The organism is Photobacterium galatheae (assembly GCF_000695255.1).
GTDB classification, from domain to species: Bacteria; Pseudomonadota; Gammaproteobacteria; order Enterobacterales; family Vibrionaceae; genus Photobacterium; species Photobacterium galatheae.
Genome location: NZ_JMIB01000027.1, coordinates 249,376 through 275,647, shown reverse-complemented (window position 1 = coordinate 275,647; position 26,272 = coordinate 249,376). Strand labels below are relative to the sequence as shown.

The 26,272-nt window shown below is 41.4% G+C and carries 20 protein-coding genes; 7 read left to right on the top strand and 13 right to left on the bottom strand.

Annotated elements, in window-relative coordinates; all coding sequences use genetic code 11:
• Nucleotides 1-60: 60 nt before the first annotated feature.
• On the bottom strand, nucleotides 61-1,119 hold the full coding sequence (locus EA58_RS14345) for a ParB N-terminal domain-containing protein (RefSeq protein ID WP_036754141.1): 1,059 nt from the start codon (nucleotides 1,117-1,119) through the stop codon (nucleotides 61-63).
• A gap of 1 nt (nucleotide 1,120) precedes the next feature.
• Nucleotides 1,121-2,647, bottom strand: coding sequence for a ParA family protein (locus EA58_RS14340; RefSeq protein ID WP_036754138.1), 1,527 nt, complete (start codon nucleotides 2,645-2,647; stop codon nucleotides 1,121-1,123).
• A gap of 2,167 nt (nucleotides 2,648-4,814) precedes the next feature.
• Between EA58_RS14340 and EA58_RS14330 the strand changes: the two genes are divergently transcribed.
• Both EA58_RS14330 and EA58_RS14325 read left to right on the top strand, forming a co-directional pair.
• Nucleotides 4,815-5,906 carry a tetratricopeptide repeat protein gene (locus tag EA58_RS14330; protein WP_036754132.1) on the top strand — a complete coding sequence of 364 codons (1,092 nt, stop codon included), beginning with the start codon at nucleotides 4,815-4,817 and terminating at the stop codon, nucleotides 5,904-5,906.
• 8 nt (nucleotides 5,907-5,914) lie between these two features.
• Complete coding sequence (locus EA58_RS14325; protein ID WP_161781060.1) at nucleotides 5,915-7,360, top strand: putative bifunctional diguanylate cyclase/phosphodiesterase; 1,446 nt, start codon at nucleotides 5,915-5,917, stop codon at nucleotides 7,358-7,360.
• Between the two features lie 20 nt (nucleotides 7,361-7,380).
• Here the strand turns inward: EA58_RS14325 and EA58_RS21055 are convergent, their stop codons facing one another.
• From EA58_RS21055 to EA58_RS14310, 3 genes are read right to left on the bottom strand one after another with little or no spacing between them, the layout of a single operon-like run.
• Entirely contained in the window at nucleotides 7,381-8,781 is a 1,401-nt protein-coding gene (locus tag EA58_RS21055; protein ID WP_051642117.1) for a M23 family metallopeptidase, read from the bottom strand.
• Nucleotides 8,765-9,154 carry a hypothetical protein gene (locus EA58_RS14315; protein ID WP_036754127.1) on the bottom strand — a complete coding sequence of 130 codons (390 nt, stop codon included), beginning with the start codon at nucleotides 9,152-9,154 and terminating at the stop codon, nucleotides 8,765-8,767. The genes EA58_RS21055 and EA58_RS14315 overlap by 17 nt, the downstream gene beginning before the upstream one ends.
• Before the next feature lie 45 nt (nucleotides 9,155-9,199).
• Nucleotides 9,200-10,291 carry a mechanosensitive ion channel family protein gene (locus tag EA58_RS14310; protein WP_036754124.1) on the bottom strand — a complete coding sequence of 364 codons (1,092 nt, stop codon included), beginning with the start codon at nucleotides 10,289-10,291 and terminating at the stop codon, nucleotides 9,200-9,202.
• A 40-nt stretch (nucleotides 10,292-10,331) separates the two neighbouring features.
• Between EA58_RS14310 and EA58_RS14305 the strand changes: the two genes are divergently transcribed.
• Nucleotides 10,332-11,468, top strand: coding sequence for a hypothetical protein (locus tag EA58_RS14305; protein ID WP_036754121.1), 1,137 nt, complete (start codon nucleotides 10,332-10,334; stop codon nucleotides 11,466-11,468).
• Between the two features lie 96 nt (nucleotides 11,469-11,564).
• Here the strand turns inward: EA58_RS14305 and lpxC are convergent, their stop codons facing one another.
• On the bottom strand, nucleotides 11,565-12,401 hold the full coding sequence (gene lpxC / locus EA58_RS14300; RefSeq protein ID WP_036754118.1) for a UDP-3-O-acyl-N-acetylglucosamine deacetylase: 837 nt from the start codon (nucleotides 12,399-12,401) through the stop codon (nucleotides 11,565-11,567).
• A gap of 31 nt (nucleotides 12,402-12,432) precedes the next feature.
• Here lpxC and EA58_RS14295 point away from each other — a divergent pair, with 31 nt between their 5' ends.
• A complete protein-coding gene (locus EA58_RS14295) occupies nucleotides 12,433-13,563 on the top strand; it encodes an SPASM domain-containing protein (RefSeq protein ID WP_036754212.1) in 1,131 nt (376 codons plus the stop codon).
• A gap of 156 nt (nucleotides 13,564-13,719) precedes the next feature.
• Here the strand turns inward: EA58_RS14295 and EA58_RS14290 are convergent, their stop codons facing one another.
• Nucleotides 13,720-14,841, bottom strand: coding sequence for a hypothetical protein (locus tag EA58_RS14290; RefSeq protein ID WP_036754115.1), 1,122 nt, complete (start codon nucleotides 14,839-14,841; stop codon nucleotides 13,720-13,722).
• A gap of 1,001 nt (nucleotides 14,842-15,842) precedes the next feature.
• On the opposite strand from EA58_RS14290, the gene EA58_RS14285 reads away from it, so the two are divergent.
• The gene (locus EA58_RS14285) at nucleotides 15,843-16,244 is read left to right on the top strand and encodes a hypothetical protein (protein ID WP_036754113.1); all 402 of its coding nucleotides are present in this window, start codon (nucleotides 15,843-15,845) and stop codon (nucleotides 16,242-16,244) included.
• 1,148 nt (nucleotides 16,245-17,392) lie between these two features.
• Here EA58_RS14285 and EA58_RS21725 read toward each other — a convergent pair.
• From EA58_RS21725 to EA58_RS14275, 3 genes are all read right to left on the bottom strand, one after another.
• Nucleotides 17,393-17,533 carry a hypothetical protein gene (locus EA58_RS21725; protein WP_161781059.1) on the bottom strand — a complete coding sequence of 47 codons (141 nt, stop codon included), beginning with the start codon at nucleotides 17,531-17,533 and terminating at the stop codon, nucleotides 17,393-17,395.
• Nucleotides 17,534-18,274: 741 nt separating this feature from the next.
• Nucleotides 18,275-18,760 (bottom strand): hypothetical protein, encoded by a 486-nt coding sequence (locus tag EA58_RS14280; RefSeq protein WP_036754110.1) that lies wholly within the window; start codon nucleotides 18,758-18,760, stop codon nucleotides 18,275-18,277.
• 200 nt (nucleotides 18,761-18,960) lie between these two features.
• Entirely contained in the window at nucleotides 18,961-20,637 is a 1,677-nt protein-coding gene (locus EA58_RS14275) for a hypothetical protein (protein ID WP_036754107.1), read from the bottom strand.
• 323 nt (nucleotides 20,638-20,960) lie between these two features.
• Here EA58_RS14275 and EA58_RS21050 point away from each other — a divergent pair, with 323 nt between their 5' ends.
• A complete protein-coding gene (locus EA58_RS21050) occupies nucleotides 20,961-21,869 on the top strand; it encodes an ADP-ribosylglycohydrolase family protein (protein ID WP_152548071.1) in 909 nt (302 codons plus the stop codon).
• 67 nt (nucleotides 21,870-21,936) lie between these two features.
• On the opposite strand, the gene EA58_RS14265 is transcribed toward EA58_RS21050, so the two are convergent.
• Nucleotides 21,937-22,506 (bottom strand): hypothetical protein, encoded by a 570-nt coding sequence (locus EA58_RS14265; RefSeq protein ID WP_036754104.1) that lies wholly within the window; start codon nucleotides 22,504-22,506, stop codon nucleotides 21,937-21,939.
• 624 nt (nucleotides 22,507-23,130) lie between these two features.
• Between EA58_RS14265 and EA58_RS14260 the strand changes: the two genes are divergently transcribed.
• Complete coding sequence (locus EA58_RS14260; RefSeq protein ID WP_036754101.1) at nucleotides 23,131-23,745, top strand: 1-acyl-sn-glycerol-3-phosphate acyltransferase; 615 nt, start codon at nucleotides 23,131-23,133, stop codon at nucleotides 23,743-23,745.
• A gap of 272 nt (nucleotides 23,746-24,017) precedes the next feature.
• On the opposite strand, the gene EA58_RS14255 is transcribed toward EA58_RS14260, so the two are convergent.
• Both EA58_RS14255 and yfbR read right to left on the bottom strand, forming a co-directional pair.
• The gene (locus tag EA58_RS14255; RefSeq protein ID WP_036754098.1) at nucleotides 24,018-24,971 is read right to left on the bottom strand and encodes a tetratricopeptide repeat protein; all 954 of its coding nucleotides are present in this window, start codon (nucleotides 24,969-24,971) and stop codon (nucleotides 24,018-24,020) included.
• Between the two features lie 557 nt (nucleotides 24,972-25,528).
• Nucleotides 25,529-26,149 carry a 5'-deoxynucleotidase gene (gene yfbR / locus EA58_RS14245; RefSeq protein ID WP_161781058.1) on the bottom strand — a complete coding sequence of 207 codons (621 nt, stop codon included), beginning with the start codon at nucleotides 26,147-26,149 and terminating at the stop codon, nucleotides 25,529-25,531.
• Between the last annotated feature and the right edge of the window lie 123 nt (nucleotides 26,150-26,272).

Here is a 26,272-nt window from a genome sequence, read left to right as displayed (position 1 = left end):
AACTATTGGGGGTCAGTTCATTGATTAACTCGGGCTTTTTTCACATTTCAAATGGACAACTTAGTCCTGGTAATGTTTATTGAGAAGCTGCTGAAATTCTTCCTTGAATGTTTTAGACAACTTACCGTTACCCTTCACACCCCAGCCTTTAGCGCTTTCAATCAACTCAATTTTAAAATCTTCATTTTCAATCAGTGTTGAAGTAGAAGAGAGCATTGCTTGAGCTTTAGGATTATCTCCCTGAGGAGACATTTTCTTCCTAAACATAGAAAGCATTTCTGCCCCTGAATACTCACCGTCATACTCAACTTCCAGTTCATCGAAAACAGACTTGAACACACGAATCAAATTTTCTTTAGAGAAGGCGTCAGAGTCAATCTTAGAAAACTTCGCAATAAATTCAGATAACTTGCGAATGCTGTCCTGAGAAATCTGATTCACTCGTGCAAATTCAAAATACTCTTCATGCATGTAATCGAAGATTTTTTTCATGCGAGAAATAGAAGCGTTACTACTTGAGAACCCATTTGACTCAAGCACATCAACCATCAAGTCTTTTGACTTCACACTCTCATCTTCGGCGTTCGCATGAAGCAGATCTCGATACTCATTCCGAGCAGAGATAATCTTTTCAAAATCTGAAAAATCTTTACTCGTATTTGTTGAGTTAATGTGAGCCTTGATGACTTTATAGGGTAGATCGACCGTAAAGTATTCTAGCGGTAAATCAAACTGACCTTTTAGTGCCGCCATTCTCCTTCTTGAGCCATCAATAGCATGGTAAGACGCACCATCAAAATAGCAAAGAACCGGCTCATTAATAACGCCGCTATTCTCTTCAATATCTGCAATCAGATCGTCGACATTCCTGCGTTTCAAGAAGCTCTGAATACGCATGTTGAGCTTATGAACCTGAACTTTTGATTCAATGTCAGCTGCCCGAATTAAGATTTTAGTTACCTTAACTTCGACGCCACCAATCATTCTCTTAGAGAGAGTATCTATTTCGTGGAGCAATTCTGATTCTTTCGTCGGCAGCGTTAACGCCTTCACATCTTCATCAGACTTTTGCTCACGTGCACTAATAGACTTTGTAATCGCTGATAATTGGTGGGTCATGTTACTTACCTTCTTCCATCATTCTTTCGTGAGTAATTTTCAATGCCAGCTGTGAAAAAACACGTCTTTGTGCCTTCAGAGGATTATGGTCATCTTTACCTGTCGTGTTTTTTGCTGGATTCCATATTGTCGCTTCCTGAGCACTACATGTTGTCGCAGCTGTCGAGTTCGGAACAATCACATCCATTAACTCATACATGGTGTTTTTGAGTGCCGACTGAAGTATGGTGACCACAGAATCCTGAACCTGAGATTGTGTCAAAAACTGGTTGATGATCAATCTGCTTTTCTGCGGTGTCGTGTATTCAGAACGATTCGAGATCAAAGTCGGTATGACATCAATGGCCATCCTTCTCGCAAAGTTTCTAAACGACTGAACATCAGTTCCTGTTGGTTTTAGAATCGCCAACTGTTCATCACCAGCATAATATGACAGCGCAGCACTTGCATGAATGTCCGGGCGAGTATCGATAAGGATATAATCATAATGATTTTCTTCACAGATATTATCCAAAATCACCTTGAGTGCATTGGGTTTGATAAATTTACTACCTTGACCGGCCCCGACACTAAATTGTGTATCAAATGAAGAATCGCTACTTGCAGGAAGTAAATCTACATTTGGAATGACTGTTTCCACAACGGCAGACTTACAATCTTCTTTAAACGTCGACAGTGATTCCAGCGTCGGTTCAGTTTCTGTGTACTTTCGGAATAAATCAAAAACACAAAGTGACTGTCGATATTCAAAGTAACCGTCCAGATTTCTCTTCACTAATGTCGATGTACAAGATTGCTGATAATCTGTGTCCACAACGAGAACGCGTTTATTACTGCTTGAAGCTAACGCAAGCGCACCTGCAAGAGAAAGAGTGACATGACTTTTACCCACACCGCCCTTTTGTGTGTAAACCGTCAGAACTCTTGCTGCTTGTGAAGACGTTTCAGCTCTTCCAAGCGACTCAAAAAATGTTTCACGGATCTGAATCACCTCATGAAGATGAAATCTTTTTGAGTTGTTCCACTTATTTTCTTTCGAAGCCTTGGAAACAAAACTCTTCACCTTTTTCTTCATCGTCGCGTGGTCAAAACCATAGAGGTCGATAATCATCGACTCATCAAACCGAATTGATGTTCTCACACCACTGGCTTTTTCATCGAATTGTTCATCAGCCTTTTTCAGGTAATCAAACAACTCATAATCATATAAGAACGTATACAGCAGAGATCGTGGAACCTCGCCGTAGTCTGTTCGGATTTGTGAAAAATGTTTCGAAATCAGCGCCATGACATCATTAAGCTCATTAAACGTCTTTAAATGACGTGCTTGCTCAATGACATAAGGAGGAACATAGCCACATTCTTCTTGCAACCGGCGTACCATACCGACATCAAGGTAGCCCCAGTAACGGTCATCGGTGATCGTTGATGTATTGGTGATAATTGAATTTTTGCAACAATACTTGAATGCCTGAAATGCCTGCTCGCGAAGATCCGCCAACTCTTCACAACTGACTGATACTGTCATGAAACTTTCCTTTTCATAAAGCGATGTATGCGAAAGTAAAGGATTTCCCCTTAAAAAGGGAATCTATCAGTGCCCTATATATAAGTCCACAAAAAATTACAAAAAGCACTCTTTACCGAGGGGATATCAAAAAAGACACCAAAAACAGGGTAAAAATCACACAAGAAAACATTTCATGATGACCGTTGTAAACATCTAGTTCTGATACAAAAACCCACTCACATCTGCCTATCTCTATCGACAGGATCTCCCCACAAGTCTTTCGACTTAAAGAGGCATGACTCTAGCCAGAACCGAATAGCTGTAGGGAAGCCATCACAACAATCTTGTTGCTTACCCCGACCACAAACCTCAAGCATCAAGCATCAAAGGTTAGACGCTCACTAAAAACAAGGCGAAAAGAGCAGCATCGTTATCACCATTCAGATCAACCAGGCTCTCTCAGAACACTCCTGTAAAACCGTAGGTAAACTATTTAGGTAAGACAATTAAAATCAATTCATTAAAGAAAAACCTCGCCCGCATGAAGAGTAAGGAAAGCCTTTCACCTGTGGCCAAGAAAACCCTCATCCAACACAGCACCTTGAGCACACCGAAGATGAGACACGAACAAAACCAAACAACACACAAACTCAACACACACACTCAACACAAGGGAGATTCAAGCCAGTTAAAAGCACTTGACAAGACCCATAAACTTGGAGCCTTCAAAATACAGACAAACACCCCCTTTAACGAGAGGACGCCGGAAAAGCAATCAAGCAGACAAGGTAATATCATGCAAGGAAAAGCCCGATTGCCCGACACCTAGCGTTGACAGTAAACACACAATAAAGCCTGAAAGAATGATTAGCATAGAATCCAATAAAAGACCCACGATACAATATTCATTAACTATTCATTGACACCAAAAAAGCGCAACAGAATCACAACGCACCATCGAAGAGCATCTCTCGCACAAAGAGACACCAATAGGGAAACAACAAAACACCTTGCACTTTCACTCACAAAACTCAACAGAGCCAAGATTACTCACAATCGAAATCAGCACCCATATAAGAACAAACAACAACCCACCCAGAAGCTAGGTATGGCATTGAACTCCCACCAATGAAAACATCCCCACGGGTTGATTCTAAAGCCACTCACACCTTAACCAGTGAACTAAAAACCCCAAAAGGAACACCAAAATAAACAAAATTTTCACTAGTGAAAAGCCAGCCAAAAAACAACACAGCCCAATCACCTTTCCACTAGTGAAAAGACAATGGCAACCTCCCTTTCAATGGACATCTATACCACTCACTTTTCAGCAGTGAAAACCTAAACCCCAAGATAACCACCATCTAACAATGGCTTTTTTCACTAGTGGAAAGGTCGTCATTCGTACCGTGTAATCTCCGGAGCTTTTCAGTAGTGAAAAATTAGTAGTTATGAGCGAGCCTATCTTGTTGGGTGCTTGAGTCTTCGCCAGGGAAATCCCACAACAACCACTGCGTTTTCAGTTGGGTCTTGCAGCTTAAATTATTATTAGTAATCAACATCAGAACGAATCGTTGGGATGGCAATTTTCCACTTGTGAAAACCAAGACACTCGACGCGCATAATGGGTGAGGTGATTTTTCACTAGTGGAAAATCACCGATGGCGACGCTTTGTCTGTGCTTGTATTGATTGCGCATTAAGGAGAGGTCATGCAGCCAAGCGAATGTTACTATCTAAGTATCTTTGCGCAGCAGCATCATATAAGTAACTGTATTACATTGGATTAGCAGCCTAAGCATTACCGCCTAAATTATGTAGTGTCCATTTGGATTGTTATACAAGAAGCTTATCTCGCCCCCGCCTCAACGCTGAGTGGTTTAATGAAAATCACATGAAGCATGAATAAAAAAGACTCTAAGGTTCTAAAATGTCGCTAAGGGTATGAGAGATTAATGACAATGTAACTGGGGAATATATAAGATGTTGGATTAAATCACTCACAATGAAAGCAAGACGTGTTGCATTTTTTGACTCTTGCAATCTCGACAAGCTGGGTTTTAAGGAAAGTCTGTGAGAGTGAAAACTATATAAATAACTTTAATGCAGAAATACTTTAATTACTTAGACGCATTTCTGAGGTGCTATTGAAATACATAAAACGAAATAGTTAAATTAAAAATAAAATGAAAAGGAACCTTTCTTTACTGGCGGTAATATTCTTAGCTGGCTTCTCTGCTTCAGGCCATGCTTCAACCTCGCCAGTTACTTTTGAAAGCCTTGTTGAGCAAGATTCAAACCTTCCTGGCGTACAGATTTTCCTCGCTGAAAACAGAGCAGCTGCCAATGATTATAAATCCTCGACAGAGCATTATATGAATGCGATAGAGTTAGGGGTCAGTGGTGCTGTTTGGAATCTTATGAGCTTCGTCGACCGAGACGTGCTTCATGATGAATACCTAAATAATGCTTTAAGGAAAATAAAGTCAATGGCAACAGAAGACAAAGAGCTGTCGCTGTTTTTGGCAAACTACTACCACAATAGAAACAATACTGAAAAAGAAGCTTTTCATTGGATGAACAACTCACTCAGACTTGGTTCAGCAGGGGTCAGTGAGATTTTAGCGGACTATATTATTCGTAGCGTCGGTGGTGCTGAATCACATTACACATTGACTGAAGCTGCAACATTACTAAAAAAAGCTTCCGATGAAGGTTCAGGTTCAGCATCCTTACGACTTGCCCAGTTATTTGATGAGGGGGAAATCTTGAAAAGGAACTTAGGTCAGGCAAGACACTATTATGACTTGGCGGCAAGAACCGGAGAAATAGAAGCAAACTTTCGGTTGGGTTACTTCATGGAACATGGCATCGGTGGAGAGAAAGATCTTGTAGGTGCTGCTCGTCTATATGAACAACTCATTCATACAGAGAAATCTGCCGATGTGCATTACAGACTTTCAAGACTGTATATGTACAATGAAGACCAGTTTGAAAATGCAAGAGTAGATGGTGTTTCTCATCTTGTTGCAGCAGCAAATCTAGGGAATGCAGATGCACTTTACAAAGTCGGCGTTGCGACTTACTACGGTAGTGATGGCTTTAAAGTAAACATATCCAAAGCAATTGAACACTTGAAGAATGCTGCGTACGCTGGAAGTAAATTGGCTGCTCAACGTCTTGTCCAGATATATAGAAATGGTGATCGAAATATATCCCCGAACAAAGAGCTAATGAAGGAATTTCAAAGAATCCTGACTGATGCACCAAAAGTTTAATGCACTTTATGAGACGCTCTCATGAAATTTTAAGAATAGGACTAGCAAGTGCTTCACTGGGGACAATAGGCTACCCTGTTGTAAATGGGGTAATTACCGGCAGCTTGCTGCTAAGCTTCTTGCTACCCTCAGAAGTGAAGCGACATGATGATATAGACAGTGTCACAGGGCTGCTTAACCTTAAGGCCTATAAGAAGAACATGAATGAGGTAGTTATCCGCGAGATAAACCTACCAAATAATCATAAAAGAATCTTTATCGCATCAATTGATATCCTTGAGTTCTCAGAGATAAATAAAAACATGGGTTATACCATTGGGAGAAGGGTGCTCAGAGGTGTGTCCCGGATTATCAAGCAACAAAGTAAATGCTTAGCTTCAGCAAGACCCTATGGAGACATTTTTTTACTCACATACGCCGCTGACAGTGTAGAAGATGTCATGCAAGACCTTCATTCGATTATCGAAAAATCTGAGTCGATGAAAGATCCTTTAGGTTTCTCACTCAGTTTATGCTCAGGGATATCTGAGCTTCAAATAGCCAATGAGGAAGGTGTTGAAGTAGACATCATTTCATCGGCGATAACTCAAGCTGAAATCGCTCGATTAATCGGGAAACGTGGGGCAACAAAAATAAACTGTTATAAGTCAGAATATGCCAGCAAGCAGCTAGAAAAAATCAAGATGGAAGATGCGCTGCTGAAGAGCATCGATAATCATGAGATCAGTGTCTTCTACCAACCAAAGTTAACTGCCACAACAAGAGAAATTATAGGCTTTGAGGCGCTTTGTCGCTGGTATCATAAGGAGTTGGGCTTTATATCCCCAGCCTTCTTCATACCTCTCTCTGAAGAAACAGGATTTATACATAGACTGGGACGACATGTCATCGAAGAGTCATGTAAGACACTCAAGTGGTTAGAAAAAAATGGTCACAGAAATATTAGTTTTGCCGTCAATGTATCGATTGCTCAGCTAGAGCATCTTGATGGCAAACCGCTCATATCCCATATTCGCAATATGATTCAGGAATATGAAATCACCCCATCTCTGCTAGAAATTGAGATTACCGAATCAATGGCCGCCAAAGACTTTAATCTCATCAAACAACATGTGAACACACTCAGAGAATTAGGCGTTGTTGTTTCACTTGATGATTTTGGAACTGGTGAATCAACCCTGTATCGACTAAAAGAATTGAATTTGAATCAGTTAAAGATTGATAAAGCGTTTGTAGACGATGTGTGCAATGAGCGTGGAAAAGAAGTGATGCAAGGGATATTCACGATTGCAAAAGCAATGAATCTAACAACGGTCGCTGAAGGTGTTGAAAATGCCAAGCAGGCAGAGATCCTTGAAGAAATGGGATGTACCTACTTACAGGGCTACCATTTGGGGAAACCGATGCCCAAAGAACACGTTTTAGATGCTATCAAAATCAATAAGGGTGCTTGATGCACCCTCTATCACATTTGCTACTGACCAAGTAAAGAAATGTACTCATCGACCTCTCTTCCAAATCTTTCTTTATCATCTACGACATCAACCGTCGGCAAGTCAACGGATAAACTATTCACCCTCTTTCCATCTTTTTTGAGTTCGAAGTGCAGATGATAACCGGTCGATAAACCACTCTTTCCAACGTAACCGATAACTTGACCTTTCTTAACGCTTACACCCGTTTTTATCCCTTCGGCATATTTACTCATGTGTGCAGACAGTGTCTCAATAGCCTGAGGGTGACTCAAAATGACAGTTCGCCCAAATCCACCCTTCGTCCCTGCAAACTTAACCTTCGCATCGCTAATTGCTAAAATTGGCGTTCCCTTCATATGACCATAATCAGTCCCCCAATGTGGCCGCACAACATCGAGGATCGGATGTGTTCTGTTTAAATTAAATTTAGATGTTATGAGTGGATTTTTTATCGGGTGTCTCAAGAAGCTTGGCGTCAAACTACTACCATTCTCATCGTAGTAACCAGCACCATCCTCATTTTTGTAATAAAATGCTGAAACACCTTGTTCTGACGTCAAAAATACCTTTGCCGCTTTGAGTAAACTTGAGACAACTTTGCCATTGACTTCTTCTCTCTCAAAAAGAACTTTGGCAACAGCTCCTGGCGTCATTGTTCCAAAATCAACCTTGTACCTGAATGCATCAACAACCTGAACGATCTCAGATTGGCTTAAACCACGAGTTGCACCATCCGAAGAAAAATTATTCGTTATCTTGAACTCCATCACTTTTGCATAAACCTTTGAAGGCAGTTTTAAAGTTTGCTTCGTGAAGCCACCATTCTTCCCCTTCATCAACTTCGTGTATGTGATGGAGTCACCGATGAGACTGACTGAAACCAGCTTTTCACCGTTGAATTCAAAAGTTAGCCTCTGGCCTTGCCTTAAAGAGAAGGTAGACTGACTCAACCCACTGCGATATAAAAGATTCGTCAGCTCATCAGTATTCACGCCCGACTTTCTTGCAATACCGATGAATGAATCACCAGATGAGATGTCCACCTCAACAATACGTAAAGTTTCAGGCTGCACCGTGAGAGAACTTGGCTGAGATGTTCCTAGCTTCTCTGAATGTCTTAAATCGGAAACATCTGCATTCACTGAAAGTTCGTCTTCATCAAAGCTATCCTCAGAGATGGAATGAAACGAAGATTCTTTACTCGCTTCATCAGTCTCTAATTTCAATGGTAAGAGTTTAGACATGAGGAATGAAGTTTGATGAAAAGGATTCTCTGTTTCTTTATCCGCGAAGTACTCTTCATAGTCATTCTCTTCGCTGATTCTAAGGCCAAGAAAATAACCTGAAATACAAGCACCGATGGCACTCATTGAAAAAAAGGCTTTATTTACAGTAATCATCAAGGAGAACACGTTGATCGAGAAGAAAAGATAAAAGCTGATTGTCTAGTGAGGAAATAGCAAACGCCCTTTCCTCTGTATGAGCCAAAGGATCAATTTGTTTTGCCTTTGCATAAGCGCAAAGATGTATGTCTTGGAGATGAATTTGATTCTTGATGGCAAAACTAATTAAGCCTATCACGGCAAGACTGGCAGACGTATCAGCGTCCTCAAATGACTTACAAACTGACTCAAAAACCATATTAAAGCTCTTTGAGTCAAACGAAGAACGGTTGAAAATTTGATTATCGGAATCAATGGCAGATAAGCACTCATCAACACAAGAGTTGTCCGCCACACCATAACCATAAAGTGTTGGGTTTTTGAAATTCATTCGTATTCATTTTTTCATAAAAACTATGAAAAAAAAAAATGAAAATCAAGCGGCTCCTAATATTTGGTGAACCGAAACTTCAGGGGATTTTATATCGACGTCATGCATTTGGAGTACGGCGTGAACTTTGATGAGTATATCTTGCTTTATTCCATAAAATCCTTGCATATCGCCACTTCGAGTAAAAGCACTCAAATAAATCCAACATACACCAGCTTGATAACTGGCTAAATTTACAACAACAGTTCTATCTTGGTCGATCCCATCATGATTCAACAAAACATCGTTGCGGATCTCCTTACATATCATACTCATTAAAGGTGCAGATTCGGCAGAAACAGTAATGTATTCCTTAATCCTCATTGCATCACGACGACTCACATTTTGAACGATCGCTTTGCTTAACATGCCATTCGGAACATACAAGGGTCTATCATCAAACGTTCTGATCCGACTGACACGCCAACCGATATATTCAACCGTGCCTTCAATCTTAGGTTCTTCCAACTTAATCCATTCACCAATGTCAAATTGCCCATCCATATAGATAAGGAAACCACTCACCAGATCCCCTAACAAATCCTTCGCAGCAAACCCCAGCACAATAGAGCCCATTCCTCCAAATGCTAAAATCGAACTGACAGGAACGCCAAAATGACCCAGAACGAGAATCACCGCAAAGACCAACCACAAGCCATAAGAAATTTTACCGAGTGCATCAATTTTTGTTCTTTGCGGGTTGTTATCCAGGTTGGAGACCGACTTTTCTTCAAGCGCTAGTTTCTTGATCATTCGTTCCTTAAAGCTGTTCACGGTGAGCGTCACAGCCCAGGTAACAAAAAGCAAATTAGCAATAAAGTAAGCGTCGTCGAAAACGAACGTCAGAATCGCATTTTCGTGCGCTCTAAAATCCAGAACAACATAAATGTACTTGATGTAAAGAAACAAGAGCAAGATAGCAATCGGCTTGTATGCAGAAATAATAGACCGAACAAGTATGCTTCTTTTTCTCTGCAATGCATGAGGCTCTTTACCTTTGGTCATTTTCGCTATCTTCTTAAGAATGAAGATCAGAATGACAACAAAAAATAGAGGAGGAGCGACGGCTATCAGCGTCTCATTGATTGAAAACGTCATGGTTTTTTATTACTACTACTAAAAAGAAAAGAAATCTTCAATGAATAGCGCTCAAACGAAATCAAAATTGGCGCAAGATGAGCTTGATGCTCTCGCGCTTTATAAGCTTTACAGCGACCCTAACTCTAGCAACGAGGAATTATTCACTGAACTTAAAAAACTGAAAGATAAAAGGCGATTCAGACCGATTTGGAGCACAATGTGTGCACTGCAGCACAATCCGGAAGCAACGATTCGAATTGAAAATGACATTCATACTCAAATAGGGACAAAAGACATTCGAATGAGCGGCAAGAGTTACACTGTAACAGTTTATTTTTTGCCCGTTTCACTGAGCACTTCACCAGATCTAGAAGATGTAGAGACCCTTAACGGCCTTCAAATCAGAGCATCTCTCCCTCAAAACACATGCAATGAGCTTGCTGAAGCCATCAAAAGATACATTCAACCCAATGAAGGTGAGCAAATCAGTATTCTATCTGGATTAATTGATAGAAGTTTACTGACATCTTTCCAAGGCTTAGAGTTTGTAAACGGGCTGACCAAAAGACTTGCTGACTATGTGAAAGACCAAACAAAAGACGAGGCTATCATCAAGTGGCTCGCAAAATTTGATGCGATGGAACCCATTAAGCTGACCCCACGTGATCCAGAAGATCATAGAGCGCTCGTCATTTACACACTCACAGAAGTAGAGAATCGTACTGTGAACGAAAGGCTTACAAGGCAAAACTGCCTCGTAAAAAACTACATGGGTGAGAAAGTGAATACAAGTGATTACGCTCTTGGCAAAGAACTCCACCAAGTGATTACGAGTACTTACAGTAAAGCAATCTCTCAATCCAATACTAACTTTTCGATTGTTAGCTCCACATTACCTCCCCAAACCTTCGCGTTCTTAAGGCTTAGTTACTTTTCGAACACACTTATCGATATGATCAGTCTGACCAGGCTACTTTGGGGAAGGGTGGGGTTATGTGCTACGACAAACATCCATGTCAGCGAATACCTTTCAAAAATTGGTGTTACCATTCAAACAGGCGTGAATAGTGGTGAATTTGCCATGACACAGATCTATGAGCCATCTTATCGATATAACCCAGCTTCAGAGCTATCTTGTCATATTGATATGGTGAAAAACATTGCTGGAGTAGATATTCATTTCAACAAAGTATAACGGATATAAGTCTCTTGGCTTTTGACATCATAGAAAATCCCAAGAACGATCATCTTGGGTTTTATCCGTTCACATTATGAAATAAATCACTTCGAGTTATTCATCATACTCTCTATAAAATCCTTTTAAAAACTGATTGTTTATCGCGTGTCCAGCCTGATTTGCTTTTATTGTAAAACTTGTAAAATCTCTAAAGAGCGGATAAAGGTCTCCTAAAATATCGAGAATTTTATGTGATATGATCTCACTCTTAAATCTTAGCCCATCAAGGTTAATGACTCTATCATCATCAATAAGAATAGCATTCTCTAAACTGCCACCAAGACACAGATTGTTAGAAAGTAGGGCTTCTAGATCTCGCTTAAACCCGAAAGTTCTTGCAAAAGCAATTTGTTCATAAAAGTTAGATTCATTATGTATATAACTCATCTTTTGGGGCATGCCTTGAACAACCTGATTATTAAAGGATATCGAAAAATCAACGACCTGTTCTCCATCATCTCTCGGTACAATTTCTACCATTTTAGAACCATCTGACACAGAAAACGGGTTGGCCACTCTCCTTTGAGGATAGTCTCCTAACAAACAAATACCGGCAGACTTTAGCTGATTGAAAAAATCAGCAGCAGAACCATCAAGAATAGGAACCTCAATGTCGTTTGTTGAAATATAAGCATCGGTAATTCCAAGACCAGAGAGGGCAGAGAGAAGGTGCTCTACCGTTCTAAGGCTTGCTTGACCACCCACAATATTCGAACCAAGACATGACCCCTTTAAAGAGTCTGAGTTAACAACGACGGACTCTCCCTTCAGATTGAAAACTAGCCCCTCTCCTTTTTGTGCGGGGGTTATCTTCAGGGCACACTTGGCACTTGTATGAAGACCAACGCCATAAAAGCTCACCTCTCTCTGAATTGTTTTGCCGTATACCATATTTTTTGTATTCTTTTTCAAAAATAATTATATGTTTTCACCTGATTCTCAAGTATCCATTGAGAGTGGATACTTCATCTTAACGATGATGCCAAGCCTTTTCTGCGCTGAGAAATGTCCGCACTGTTATTTATCAAAAGAACAAAGGGCAGATAAAACAATTATGTCCTTAGAAAACATCAATTTAATCTGTAAAAAAATAGATAATTACTATAAATCAAAAAAAATAAACCAAAAAAATATTGTTCTTTATTGGTATGGTGGCGAACCTACATCTATGGGAATGGCATATTTTGAGGACGCAATCAAGATTATCAATACATCGCTATCCAGTGAAAAAGGGTACACACTAAAACATGTTGTTTTAACATCTTTAGTCAATATTGAACCTGAGTGGTTTGGATTTTTTGACAAGTATTGCGATGGCTATTTTCAAACCTCGTTTGATGGGAGAATGAGAGGGAAAAAATACCTGGAGCAATGGGAAAACAGAGTCAAAGAAGCCACAGAATATGGCTTATCTGTGGGGACACTCAGTGTCATCAATGAAGAAATGCTGAAATTCGGTGCCAAAGAAACTATCACCTATCTAACAAATTTAGGGATCTGTGAAGCAGGTTTTCTCCCATTTATGCTGAATGAGCAAAATAAAGGTAAGAAATATAACCGCTTCGCACCGACAATGAACAATTGGTCCCTCTTTATGATTGAGGCGACGAAAGAAGGGCGAAAGTTGCATGTTCAAGGCAAGACACCACCGACAATCGGTCAGGAAGCATTCTTTTTTGTTCAGTCTTACCGGAACTCAGCTATTTCAAATACGGCATCCCAGACATTATTTCTCATGCCTGATGGTACATTTTGTTTACCTGATTACAAAAATGGATATGAAGAATATATGAGGCCGTTTGGCAATATTATCCACCAAGAATTTGAAGAGATTTTGAGTGGAAAAGAAAGAATAAACTATCTCACAAAACAATTCACCAGAAATGATAATAATGAGTGCCTGGAATGCGCACACTCAAACTATTGCGTTATGGAGTTCTGGAAAGAAAATAAAATTGAAGATGACTGTTTCGGTGGAAAAAAATATCTTGAATGGCTCATTGAAAATAATGAATCTCGATATGGTGATTTATCTAAGTCCATCCTATGTTAATAGGAATCGACTCACTATCGTTTCAAGGATTTTATTTATTTGACGTGGTAGTAAACATATACCTGAAGGTAAAGGGGTCGTATTTGATACTTAGACCGCTCTTCATTTCAGCTTTAAGAGCATCCCAGAATGAACAGCGGCGTATCATGCTTTTACTTAATTGAGTTTCTTAATCCGAGTGCCTTTGCTTTCTTTAATATCAAGTACTTCTATCTTACTGGGTATACCACGTTTCAATTGTTCTTGTTGCCTTTTATATTTGGCATTTGATCGGCGCTGTGATTCACCCCATTCAATTGTAGGCGTAATCACCAATTGATAGTCATTAACTTTTCGAGCTGCATCAAACACCCACTCAGAAAGCATATTTTCTTTAGATGAGATAATTCCATTATTTACCATCTTTTCCCTCAAGACGTTAACAGCTCTTCGCATCGCGCCCTGAGTCATCTCTTCCATTTTTCCGGCTGAAAAAAGAAGATCTCCTAAAAGGATTGTAAAAGAAATTTTCTCAGCTGAAGCATCAGCATTTGTAAACTGATGTCTCATTTTATGAATACAGGCCTTATATATCTCATTTGATTCAGAGGTACCAGATAAATACGTTTTTTCAACATCTCGAAATCTACCTTGCATCAAGTCTTCTGCGATGACAGGGTGAAGGGTTGCTCTGTACAGGCCATCTAGTCTTGGATTGTCACTTTCAATTTCATATGCGCTCTGGAAGTAGGTTCCAGTCAGTTTTACGTTGCTAATGCCATCATTTCGTTTCAGGCTACTATTGGCAACTTCTAAAACTGAACTTTGAAGTATTTCTATCTGCTCGTTAATTTGTTTACCTGATCGGCTTTTGTTAATTGAGTATAAATATTTTCTCAGGTCATATTTTCGAAAAGTGACTGTAAATGTGTTTCCATCTTGTTCAAGGCTGCATTTTTTCATGTTAATCAGATCCCATACAGCGTCCAGTATGGTCATCGCAGGCTTAGTCGCGAAGTAGTGCTCAACCTCTTGTGTGCTTGGGTTAATAATCTGTGCAGCTTTATGAGTAATGGTCCAACCATCACGACTGCTCTTTTTGACAGCCATTGATGGTGCTACTTTGCCAGAAAGCGCTTTGTCTGAGATCGTTAATGGTAACTGGTGAGCACTTAAGCTGGTTGTATAACCATCTGATAAGTTATCCATAAATACAGCGGCAGAATGCTCAGCTCCTTGTCCATTCTCTTGGGCGTCTTCATTTGAAGGATCTAGAACGTCATTTTTAGGGTCAGTCATCTCTACACCTCTCTCTTACTATGCCAATTTAACCCTAAATGGAAAAAATAGTGAAATTCTTTTTTTAAAGTCTGTGTTTAAAAGGATCTTTTTCGGATATTTGGAAAAAATTTTATTTAATTCATACTGTTATATAGGGTAAATAGGAACGCGGGAAAGATTAACTCTAAGTCTTTGTATATTCGATAGTTCTTTAAAAGTAGTGATCCTTTAATCACCGAATACCGATCCTTAAATCACCAAGAATCCAAGAATATTGAGGATTCTGCGATCGCTAAATCACCCAAAAGCGATCTTAAGATCACCAAATGGCGATCCTTCAAACACCTGACAATAAACATCTTATACAGAGATACGCACAGGTTAATCAGATGATATTCACAGAGGTGGAAAATATCAACAGACTGATTTTTCAAAATATGTGAAATAGCGCAATTTTAGCGATCCTTGATTCACCTGATCCGACGATCACCAGTGTCAATGGAGTCTTGGTGATTCTAGGATCGTTCAAAACGAACAGAAAGTGAATATGTCAGACAGCCAAAGTGACATAGAGATAATAAAATTGCTTTTAAAACAATGAGATAATCATGCGATCCTTAAATCACCGTCGTTTTGGCCAACGAGAGACACCTTCTCAGTTCAGGGCGGTTTATTCTATATATTGAGTTCAATGACCTATTTTAACACTAAATCTAGTAGTGATCCTGAATTCACCTGATTCCAAATCACACTGTGATCCTAAATTCTCCATAACCCGATCCTTAATTCACCAGAGAAACCACGAGATGTACCATTATTCATCGATTTGGGTGTTTTGTGGTCGATTGTTCTTGGTTTCTGGGTGATTGAAGGATCGCCAAGCGCGTGCCGGTGATTCTAGGATCGTTATTCCTCGATAAGCCTGGTGATTTGGGGAGCGCCAAAGGGAATCACTGGTGATTTTAGGATCGCTGCTGCCTAAAAGGCTGGTGATTGTGGGATCGCCATAGCAATCGCAGGTGCTTTTAGGCTCACTGAGCACTTTAACACTGGTGATTTTAGGATCGCTGGCTCCGCAAAGGCTGGTGATTTTGGGATCGCCACGGGAATTTCAGGTGATTTTAGGCTCACTGAGTACTTTAACACTGGTGATTTTAGGATCGCTGGCTCCCCAAAGGCTGGTGATTCTGGGATCGCTACGGGAATTTCAGGTGATTTTAGGCTCACTGAGTACTTTAATACTGGTGATTGTAGGATCGCTGGCTCCGCAAAGGCTGGTGATTCTGGGATCGCCATGGGAATTTCAGGTGATTTTAGGCCCACAGAGTACTTTATCAGTGGTGATTTTGGGATCGCTGAGTACTTTAATACTGGTGATTCTGGGATCGCCACGGGAAATGCAGGTGATTTTAAGCCACTGAGTACTTTGGTATTGGTGATTCTAGGCCCATTGACTGTCAAAAGATTGGTGATTTTAGGATCGCGAAGGCAAATCAGTGGTGATTCTAGACCCACTGACTGTCAAAAGACTGGTGATTTTGGGATCGCGAAGGCAATTCAGTGGTGATTCTAGGCCCACTGACTATCAAAAGATTGGTGATTTTGGGATCGCGAAGGCAATTCAGTGGTGATTCTAGGCTCACAGACCACCAAAGAGTGGTGATTTTGGGATCGCGAAGGAAAATCTGTGGTGATTCTAGGCTCACAGACCACCAAAGAGTGGTGATTTTGGGATCGCGAAGGAAAATCTGTGGTGATTTTAGGTTCACAGACGGCCAAAGAGTGGTGATTTTGGGATCGTGAAGGCACATCAGTGGTGATTCTAGGCCCACAGACGGCCAAAGACTGGTGATTTTGGGATCGCGAAGGCACATCATTGGTGATTCTAGGTCCACAGATGGTTAAAAAACTGGTGATTTTGGGATCGCGAAGGCAAATCTATGGTGATTCTAGGCTCACTGACTATCAAAAGACTGGTGATTTTGGGACCGCGAAGGGGGAATGACAGGTGATTGTAGGCTCACTGTCGCCAAAAGACAGGTGATTTTGGGATCGCAAAGGGAGAATGACTGGTGATTGTAGGCTCACTACCACCAAAAGACAGGTGATTTTGGGATCGCAAAGGGGAATGACTGGTGATTCTAGGCTCACTGCCGCCAAAGAGTGGTGATTTTGGGATCGCAAAGGGGAATGCTTGGTGATTATAGGCTCACTGCCGCCAAAGAGTGGTGATTTTGGGATCGCGAAGGCATATCAGTGGTGATTTTAGGATCGCAGACTCTTAAAGACTGGTCATTTGTCGCATTGTGTATCTTGCGGCACACTCGATATCATCCTGGATTGAAATACTGGATTCATTTCTGATGATAGAGGCCTGCTGGCATGTAAAGCAGTGTGATGCACTGTGACTGGTGACGAGAGGTCGTGTCATGCTCTGTTTTGCCGAGTTGTGGATTGTGATGAAGGTTGGCTGTCACCCTTTAAACATTGTTTTCATACGTCCGTTCCGAAAGAGACACGCCAGAAAATAATCCCCCTTTAAGGGGGAAGTCTTATCGGGGTGTGACGATTACCAGTTGAACCATCCTTTGCCTGCCAGCATTTCTACGATTTCCCACCCTCCCCAGATAATCAAGTAGAGAATTAAAACGACGCCAATCGCATAAACTCTACAGAGAAATTTATCTTTCAAGCTTAATTCTGTGCTCATAATGCTCTCCGTGTCTTACGACAATGTCTCATCTTAATACAAAGAAAAAGTGATTCCATTGCCTGGCCTTATATTGGTTCTTCATGTACCAAGGCATTATATTTCACAGTCATTGAAATACAATCATTCTCTGAGGAGAACGGTCATGAACATTCTCCGAGGGAAAATCATTGCTCAAAATTTGGCTTCGTTTGTTATTCAGGATGGCACGATTCTTTGTTCTTTTTCGGCTTCATTGATGCTGATTGATTGTGTTTATTGAATAAGGTGAATTTCGTAACCATGAAAGTTACAGCGGCCCAGAATAGCCAGGTTATCGCGACACCGATGATATACAGGGTAATGATGAGCGCCACGGTTGCTGCAAATAGCCATGACCACTTGCTTAAGGTGAATTTTCTCATGAATTGATGATTGTCTAATATTCTTTAGTCACAATATTACCATATGAATCGTTTATTGATTGGGCGGGAATATCAAAAGCAATGTATCGGCTGATAACCGGGTGATGCCGGAAGCTGAGGCACGAGAGACTGATGCACATACGCTGGCTGAAACAGCGCCGGGATAAGCGTCGAAATCTGGTATTTTACGACCGTAGAGTTAACTCAGCCTTGAGTGATACACGATGTACTCAATTGTGCTTTTTGCCACGAGCTGAGGCGACTTAGCGATGATATCAAAGCGCCTTTTCTTTGGGGTTGGATTAAGAAAAAGGCGCGTGATCACGCACCTTGATGGCTAGAGGGATTCAAATGCAATGTTAAATTTACGTTCCAATTCCTTGATGGCGTCTTTATCGGGTATTCCAGAAAAAACAATAGAACCCGTTCTCAGGTCTGAAATTTCAATCACGAAAGATTTTGGGTTCGCCCAATCAGACTCACACACCCACTCAGAGGGCTTGATGACAAATTGAAAGCATTGTCCCCCTGTTTTTAAAATCTCATCAGTTGACGGAACATCAAAGCTGGTCGCGCAATAGGCGGAATTGTAAGGGTAGTTGAGTGAAACAAATCCCACGATAGATGCAATACTTTTCGACCAAGTGGCTGTGTTCTCATTTTTTGTGATGGTTACGGCTTGAATCGCTCTGTGGATGGACTTAAGGAGGGAGGATGGGTCTTTGTTCCCCCCTTCCGGAGAAACCAGAAGCTGGGTGTATGCGTCACCATTGACCGACGTTTTGATCTTGAGGATTGAGTCCCCGAATAAACTTTTCATCATGATTTATCTATGTTTTGTCGGGAGTATAAGGAACGAAAAAACATTTTTCAAAGGAAGGGGGCACAAGTGAACTGTCGTTGAACCCAGCCTGGCAAAGTCAATAGAAATTGCGGTGCCTGGTTTACTTCGCAGCCAAATCGCCATCGGTTGCCATCTTGAGCGGATGATGATGTATCGCGATTTGGCTAAAAAAGCTGAGACTATGACTTTCTTCTATGAGCAAAACTGGTTAGCAGTAATAATGATGCTGTCATCGATAAGACGCCAGCCATCAGCATGTACCAGATTGAGTTCATGATTGGTTGATAGAACGCCCATTTCCAGTCAGGGTTATTTACCGTCTGGCAAACATCGAAGTTGTACGCTTGGCAGAATGCAACAAACGGTTTCCCTGAATCCAATAGGGTATTCATCCTGAGAGCTTCAGAATCAGAGAGGAGACTCGGGAAGATCATGTGAGTCCCGACATAGGTCAGGAAGCTTCCTGCGACTGCAAGGAACACAAACGAAATCGTCGCTTCTGGCCGATGGATAACACGTTTTCTAAAGCCAGCCAGGATCGCAGGAACAATGATCGCAATCGTAAGGGCAGTGTACCCCAGTCCTTTCAGGCTGTATGACTCGATGGTCGCAATATCCAATCTGTCCCAGACCTTGATTTGAGCAATGACGTACATATAAATCGACGGGGTGATAAAAACAGCACAAGATACCAGGAAGACAACAGCACTCCATTGCTGCTTGATCACCAGGGCCAGGCCTATGGCACCAATTATGATAAACAGTAGGTGAGTGTATTCAGCGAAGAAGTAGTCCATTCCCGCCCAGGCTAAATATGGACCCGTGAGCAGGATCATTGCCGCTGATATCCATGCTTCTTTCTTGTCGAAAGGTTTTCTTTTTCTCTTCTCTAATTTTCTTGAGTGCTCGATACCAATCCCGATCACAAGCCAGTTCCAGAAAACACCAGCAATGACAAGCATCCAGCTAACCAGGGTGAGGTAATTGACAGGAACATCTCCGAAGTAGTTCGAGATAACGTAGTGGACGACGCCTTTACGCTGATCGAAAAAGAAAGAGCGCGAATAGTATTCGGTGTAGTTATCCTCGAAGAGGGTGTCTCTGTAGAGGTATGTATGACCAAATGTTTCAGTCTGAGTCATTGGGTCGTTTGCCAAAGCAACGATTGAGTTTCTATAAGCCGCGTTATAATTCAGTAACGCATCAGGATATCCGTCTCTGAGTACATGAAATCGAAAACATTCAACGCCTTCCAGCATGTCACACTGACTCGGAAATTCAGAATCAGGGAGCTTGATTAGCTCAGCCATATAGGTTTCATCCTGAATCTGAGTGTATCGGTTCGCCTGATCGAAAAGGGACCAGAATCCTAAGAGATGATATCCGACAAGGATGGCCAAGATGGCACCACCAGAGAGCGCCATAAACTGTAAGTCGTGAAACTTTCTTGTGAGCGCTTTACCACAAACATAAGCCCAACCAAACAGGTATAGGTACATAACCGTCGATTGTTTGTCGAAAACCCTAAATGAAGGATCGCCTTGAATACCGCCAGCCAACGCTGTGGTGAACATTGAGAATTCCCCCCAGAAGCTAAAATGCCACGTGATCAAGGCAAACAGAGCAGACAGATAAACGAAACGATGATCGGCTCTTTCATAGAATGCCGTGAGCCACATGATGGCGCAAAACTGGTAAAGAGAAAGACCACCGACGATCAGTGCTGCTTTTTCTGAGAGGTGTGTGAGGCTGTAGTCGGTTAAAAATGTAGCGTATAGCGTAAAGAATAACAGGCTCAATGCATTCGCGACAAACCAAGCTATCAGGTAAGGATACTTTGATACGTTGAACTTCATTTTTATCTAAAGATTAGCCCGACAAAATTGATGTTCAAAGGGTGTTGATAGGAGGCTGGCGGCTTTTCTGACACTTAAAGAATAGCGGTTGAATCTGTTCAGAGCGCTAAAATCAGCTTTTCATGTGCGAATATGAATGTTGTATTGATTATCTGAATTCAGGATGAATTGAACTGGATGTTGATCACTGAGTGATCTTGAGGAGATGATTAAACACAATAAGGTGGGTAATTATTTCAAATAAAAATCAAATCTCAAGTGAATATCTTATCCACCCTCTTTGATTTTTGGGTGTGCAACATCTTATTCTTTTTAAAAATTGTATGAAAGGAACAGTGATAGGGGATGTGATCGGCTCCCATTATGAAATTGAGTCAACAAAGGGGTTGTCGTTGCCTTTTTTTGTTGAAGGAAAAAGCCATTTTACAGAGGGTTCGCTCTTTGCTATCGCGACGGCCGCGAAGCTCATAGGAAAATTTGAAACATACCGCGAGGCATACCGAGAAACCGAGCTTCACATTAAGTATATGAATATTAATGGAAACACCTCTACAGATATAGAAGGTTGTGAAAATTTTCTGCATGGTACGAGCGGAAGAAACCAAAACCTGAAAGGCTCACTTGGTAATGGCGCCGCAATGAGGGTATCCCCTGTGGCTTATGTTGCCACGAGTAAAGATGAGCTTTTTGCGATGGCGAAAGAAAGTTCAACAGCAACACACGATACACCCGAAGCTGTGTTTGCAGCACAGGCTGTTGCATTGGCGATCTTTCGATCGCTGGAAGGGATGCGTCCTGATGACATACACCAAGAGATCGCTGCAGACAGTGTCGATGTGCACGGAGGGGGAAATTTATACAGCAAAGACATGAATCTTGCATCTTTGCATCGGCATTATCAGTTCACGACATTGGCATATGAGAGTGTCCCATATGCAATTTGGATCGGCTTAAAGGCAAACTCATTTGAGGAGGCGATCCGATATAGCCTCCACATTGGAGGAGATACGAATGCGATTTGTTCTATTGCAGGTGCGATTGCAGAGGCAAGGCTGGGGATACCGAATCAGTTACAGTGTCTCCTTACTCCGCTGAAGGAAAATGCACCGGAGTATTATGAAATCATGAGTAAATTTTGTGAGAGATACGTGAAGGGGCGGTTGCCTCATCGGCCGAAGAGGTTATCAGAGTCGAGGATGCTCGGTTTTTATATCGCAGACGTATTAGGTTGAAAAAGTGCCCAGATGATCAGTCTGGGCATTTCTGATCGAGAAGTAACGATGGCGCGAACTCTCAATATTACTTGACCATGCAGTAGTTCATCACGCGATATGGCATTCGGTTTTCATGGAATTGACTGCCACCTTCTGGGCTGTTGAGGTATCTGTAGTTATCTCTATCACTGTCTCCGCTTCCGATATATCCTCTACCACCTGCAACACCATACGGCGACCAATCTTTATCTCTATAGGTCTCACCCCAAGCCATAATATGTTGATGTCGGGGCATTTCAGATTTAGTGAGCTTATGCCTTTGTGAACCACCTTGCTCGTTGATTCTATAGTGATGAGATAAGGTGCCATCATTAAGAGGGCCAGCCCCGACGGCAGTCCTTCCAGCCATCTCTCTTACAGCGCTGCTTCCTTGAGGGCAAGTACCCATGAACAGGAATATGGCACCCTTGGGAAGAACAGCTAGCTTCATTTCATTCGAGGTTGTTTCTTCAATGACCTGTGCACCTTTGGCAACTTTATGAGTGCCGTCAGATAATGCGTCAGGCTGACGCATGGTGTATTTTTTATCGAACTTAAAGGAGTGGGCTGAAAAGCTGAGTAATGCAATCAGTGTATATAAAATATTTTTATTCATATTTTGATATATTTTTTTAAAGCTTAATTAATGGTAATACTTTATTCATTGATCTGGTAATTGACTGAAAGATAAAGTTTTGTAAAAACAAAAGTGAATTCGATTGTTTTTCAATGATATAAATAATTTTAATCATCGCTAAACTCGGGAGATGTTTTTTCATGTACCAAGCTTGAATAGTACAGAAGTGAAGCTGAGTTCTATCATTACGGGCATCTAATACTTTGAATTCATCAACGACGCGTTGTCGCTCTCTTTCTGCATGAGAATCGGCATGGGAACGAAAATATTTTTGAGCATTAGAAGGCTTTTTCACTAGTGGAAAAAGTAGCTGAATTACCCCAAAAGATGAAGTTTAGTGAGAGAAGTTGCATACCAATCAAGAGTTAACTTATTGTAAATAAATGGAAAGACTTATTTTGGTCATTGTTGTAGCAACAAGAAAAGTCTTTCAGAACAAGGTTTCTGAGTTTGAACAGCGTGAGCATTGTGTTTCGGCAAGGATGGAACAGAAAAGGTGAGAACTGAATGTGCTCATAACGGTCTTGAATTTGATCTCACGGTCGGGTTGCTAAATGGTGAAGAGTGTAATAGGATAAATAAAAAACAGTGTTCGAAATGATTATGTATAAGATTGCTCATTACCTATCAAAGCTTTTAGTCAAACTGCTATACAGAATTGATGCCAATGGAATCGAGGGCATCCCAGAAACAGGGGCCGCGGTGATCGCCCCGAATCATGTCAGCTACATTGATGCACTTCTGATTCTTGCGATCAGTAAAAGGCCTGCGAAATTTGTTATGTGGTACAAAATTTACGAGAACAAGTATTTAAACTGGTTTTTCAAACGCGCTGGTATCATCCCCATTGCGAGCCCAAGGGAATCTATGCATTATTTTAAGAGCGCCTTTGAAAAAATCGAAGGGGCGTTATCGAATGGCGAGTTAGTTGTCTTTTTCCCTGAAGGGGGAATCACCCACGACGGAGAGCTTCAAGAGATCAAAGGGGGGATTGAGTATGTGATCAAGAAGACACCAGTTCCTGTCATCCCTGTTGGTTTATCGGGTGTGTATGGCTCATATTTTTCAAGATCGAAGAAAAAACCTTTGCTTGGAAAATGGCTACGGAAGCTAAAAATTAAGATAGGCGACCCAATTGCTCCAGATAAACTCAGCAAAGAATGTGTATATCGTTCGCTCAAATCTTTAACTGAAAGTAAAGTCCAATATAACCCATAGCAAATGAGAGGCGAGCCAAGCGATATTTTAGATCGCTGGTGCCTGAGAGTGACTGTACGCGATGATGGCGGAAATGGGTTTGTTTTGACGGCTTATCGTGTCAGGTTCCGAAAGGAATACAATTAAGTTTGATAAGCGGTGTCAGGGGAAATGAGTGTCGCGATTTGGCAAAGCGCTCATCCATGTTGGTGAAAGAGACTTTCGTGAAGATTAAAAAGAGGTTCGCATGTTGGGAACCTCTTTGGGTTGACGACTGATCATTTTCTGACTTGTCAGAGAACCTTGGATTGCATAAACAGCCTCGTGGCTTTTCTTGCTTCAATCAGGCTGTCGACATCCAGGGATTTGGCTACGAGGTCTCTCATTTTTTTGGCTTCATGATCGCCATCGGATGCCGCATCAGATAAGACAACATAAGCTTTGATCGGATCATGAGAGACACCAAGTCCATGGAGGTACATGATGCCGATTTGTATCTTTGCCTCATTCATTCCGCTGGCTGCAGAACGATTGAACCATTCAAATGCATTCTGGTAATCCTCATCATGATAGTAATTTTCTGCTGCAATGAGTTGAGAGTTGGCATCTCCCATCTTCGCTGCCTGAAGCCGATAATACTTGGCATTGACAGCGTTCGGCTTTATCCAAACGCCATTCTCGAAGATTTCAGCCAAATCAATGATAGAGGGAAGGTGCTGCCTGTTTGCTGCCTTCTTGAGCCAATGGATGGCTAACGGGATGTTCGGTTCAATCTTCTCGGTCCCGTATAGGTAAACTTCCGCATATTCCAGGATAGCTTCCAGGTTTTCTGTCGTTTCATCTAAGTGAGCCATCCAACCGAAAGCACGATCGTAGTTAATGTCTGTGCCAACACCGTGGTAGTACATTTTCGATAAAATTATTTGTGCGTCCTTATTTCCTTGTTTTGCGGCAGCTTGTGTTAAAAGAAATGATTGCCTGATGTTTTCTTCAGGACTGATTGCCGATTCGTATAACTGCTCTGCGACATAAAGCTGAGCTTGAGGGTCGCCAGACTCCAAGTAAGACAGTAATGAGTTGAGATCTTTTGACTGTACTGCCTTCATGACATGGTTCGGGGATTGAGCTTCCACTGTGACATGACTCTGATAGGTCGCCAAAGGGAGGTGGTTGTACGAGAAAGCCGACATTGGGGCAGCGAGAGCTGCAACAAAAATAGTGTATTGAATTAACTTTATATTTTTCATAATTGTATTAAGCGCTTAACTTAAATATAGCAATGTAGGGACAGTAATCAATATAACCAATACCAAAGAGAACGGTCGAGAAACCGCTTTTCGTGGTGAGTGGCGGTCGTGCAGGGTATCTCTGTTCTAACGCTGGGTATTGGAGAAGGACTGGAGCGACCAAATATTTTACAAAATGATGGGCAATATCCATCAGTTCTCATTGATTCTGAGTGACTGCCATGGCAATATGCTGACAACAAGATTGCATTGAACAGCGCTTTCTTGTTTGTCAGTCATTTTATTAGATGCCTCCGAAGTGAATGGAGGCATTTTTTTCTTCATACCTCCCTCAGGCTATTCCGAGCGGATTGATCGAATATTCGTGAAGTAATGCTCATATCGAATGAAAAAATGATTGTTTAATCGGCAGCATCCATCCCCGCTTTGTAATTCAGGTGGGACAGTCATTGAATGCACTCGTGTGACTCGTCATGAGTTGAAGTGGGCTGATGAGCATCACCATGGCATATAAAGAGAGCCGCAAGATGAAAATTTTCCAGTGGCTCATCGCTAGGTTAAAGGTTTACGAGTCCGTCAATCGTCTGTTGGTGCTGAGTCATATGGATCTCGTAGAACTCTTTCACCTCAGGGTAAACCTCGATGTAGTGTTGGAATTTTCTCCAGACTTTATCTCTTGCAGAAGAAAACTCTCTATTTCCCAGACTCAGTTCATGATCACATTTAAGAAGCATGCTCAGTAAGTCTGCTGCTTTAACAATGTCTTTTTCATGTTCAAGAAATTGGCTGGATAAAGTGAGGCTGGCCATATGATTACGAATAGAGGATGGAAGTGTGTCAACGATGTCTTTTTCAACCTCTCCTTCAATCCCTTTAAAGAAGGCTGTCGTTTCTTCAGTAGCATGTTTCAGCGTCGTAGGTTGATCGCCAAGGACACTTTCACTCAGCTCATGATAAACCGCAATCATTCCGATACGTTCAGGATTGTACGCGCGACCAAAGTTATTCATGCCAATCACAGCGATACCATGAGCAAAAATGGCGACTTCATGACTATGTTCCCCAACGTTTTCCTCGGATACATTGAACATCAGCGACCACCGTTTAATGTAACGCGTTCGACGAACGAGCGCAAAAAGTGCATTCGCTTTATAAGTGTATTTGATCACATTTTTCACAGCGGTATACTCCAAAATTGACTTGTCTCTATTTTGCCGCAATATCTCTGTAAATGGGAGACATAATCGCGAAGCTTTCAGAAAATGTGAGAATTCCAGATAGCTTGCTTGCCTGCTCACGAT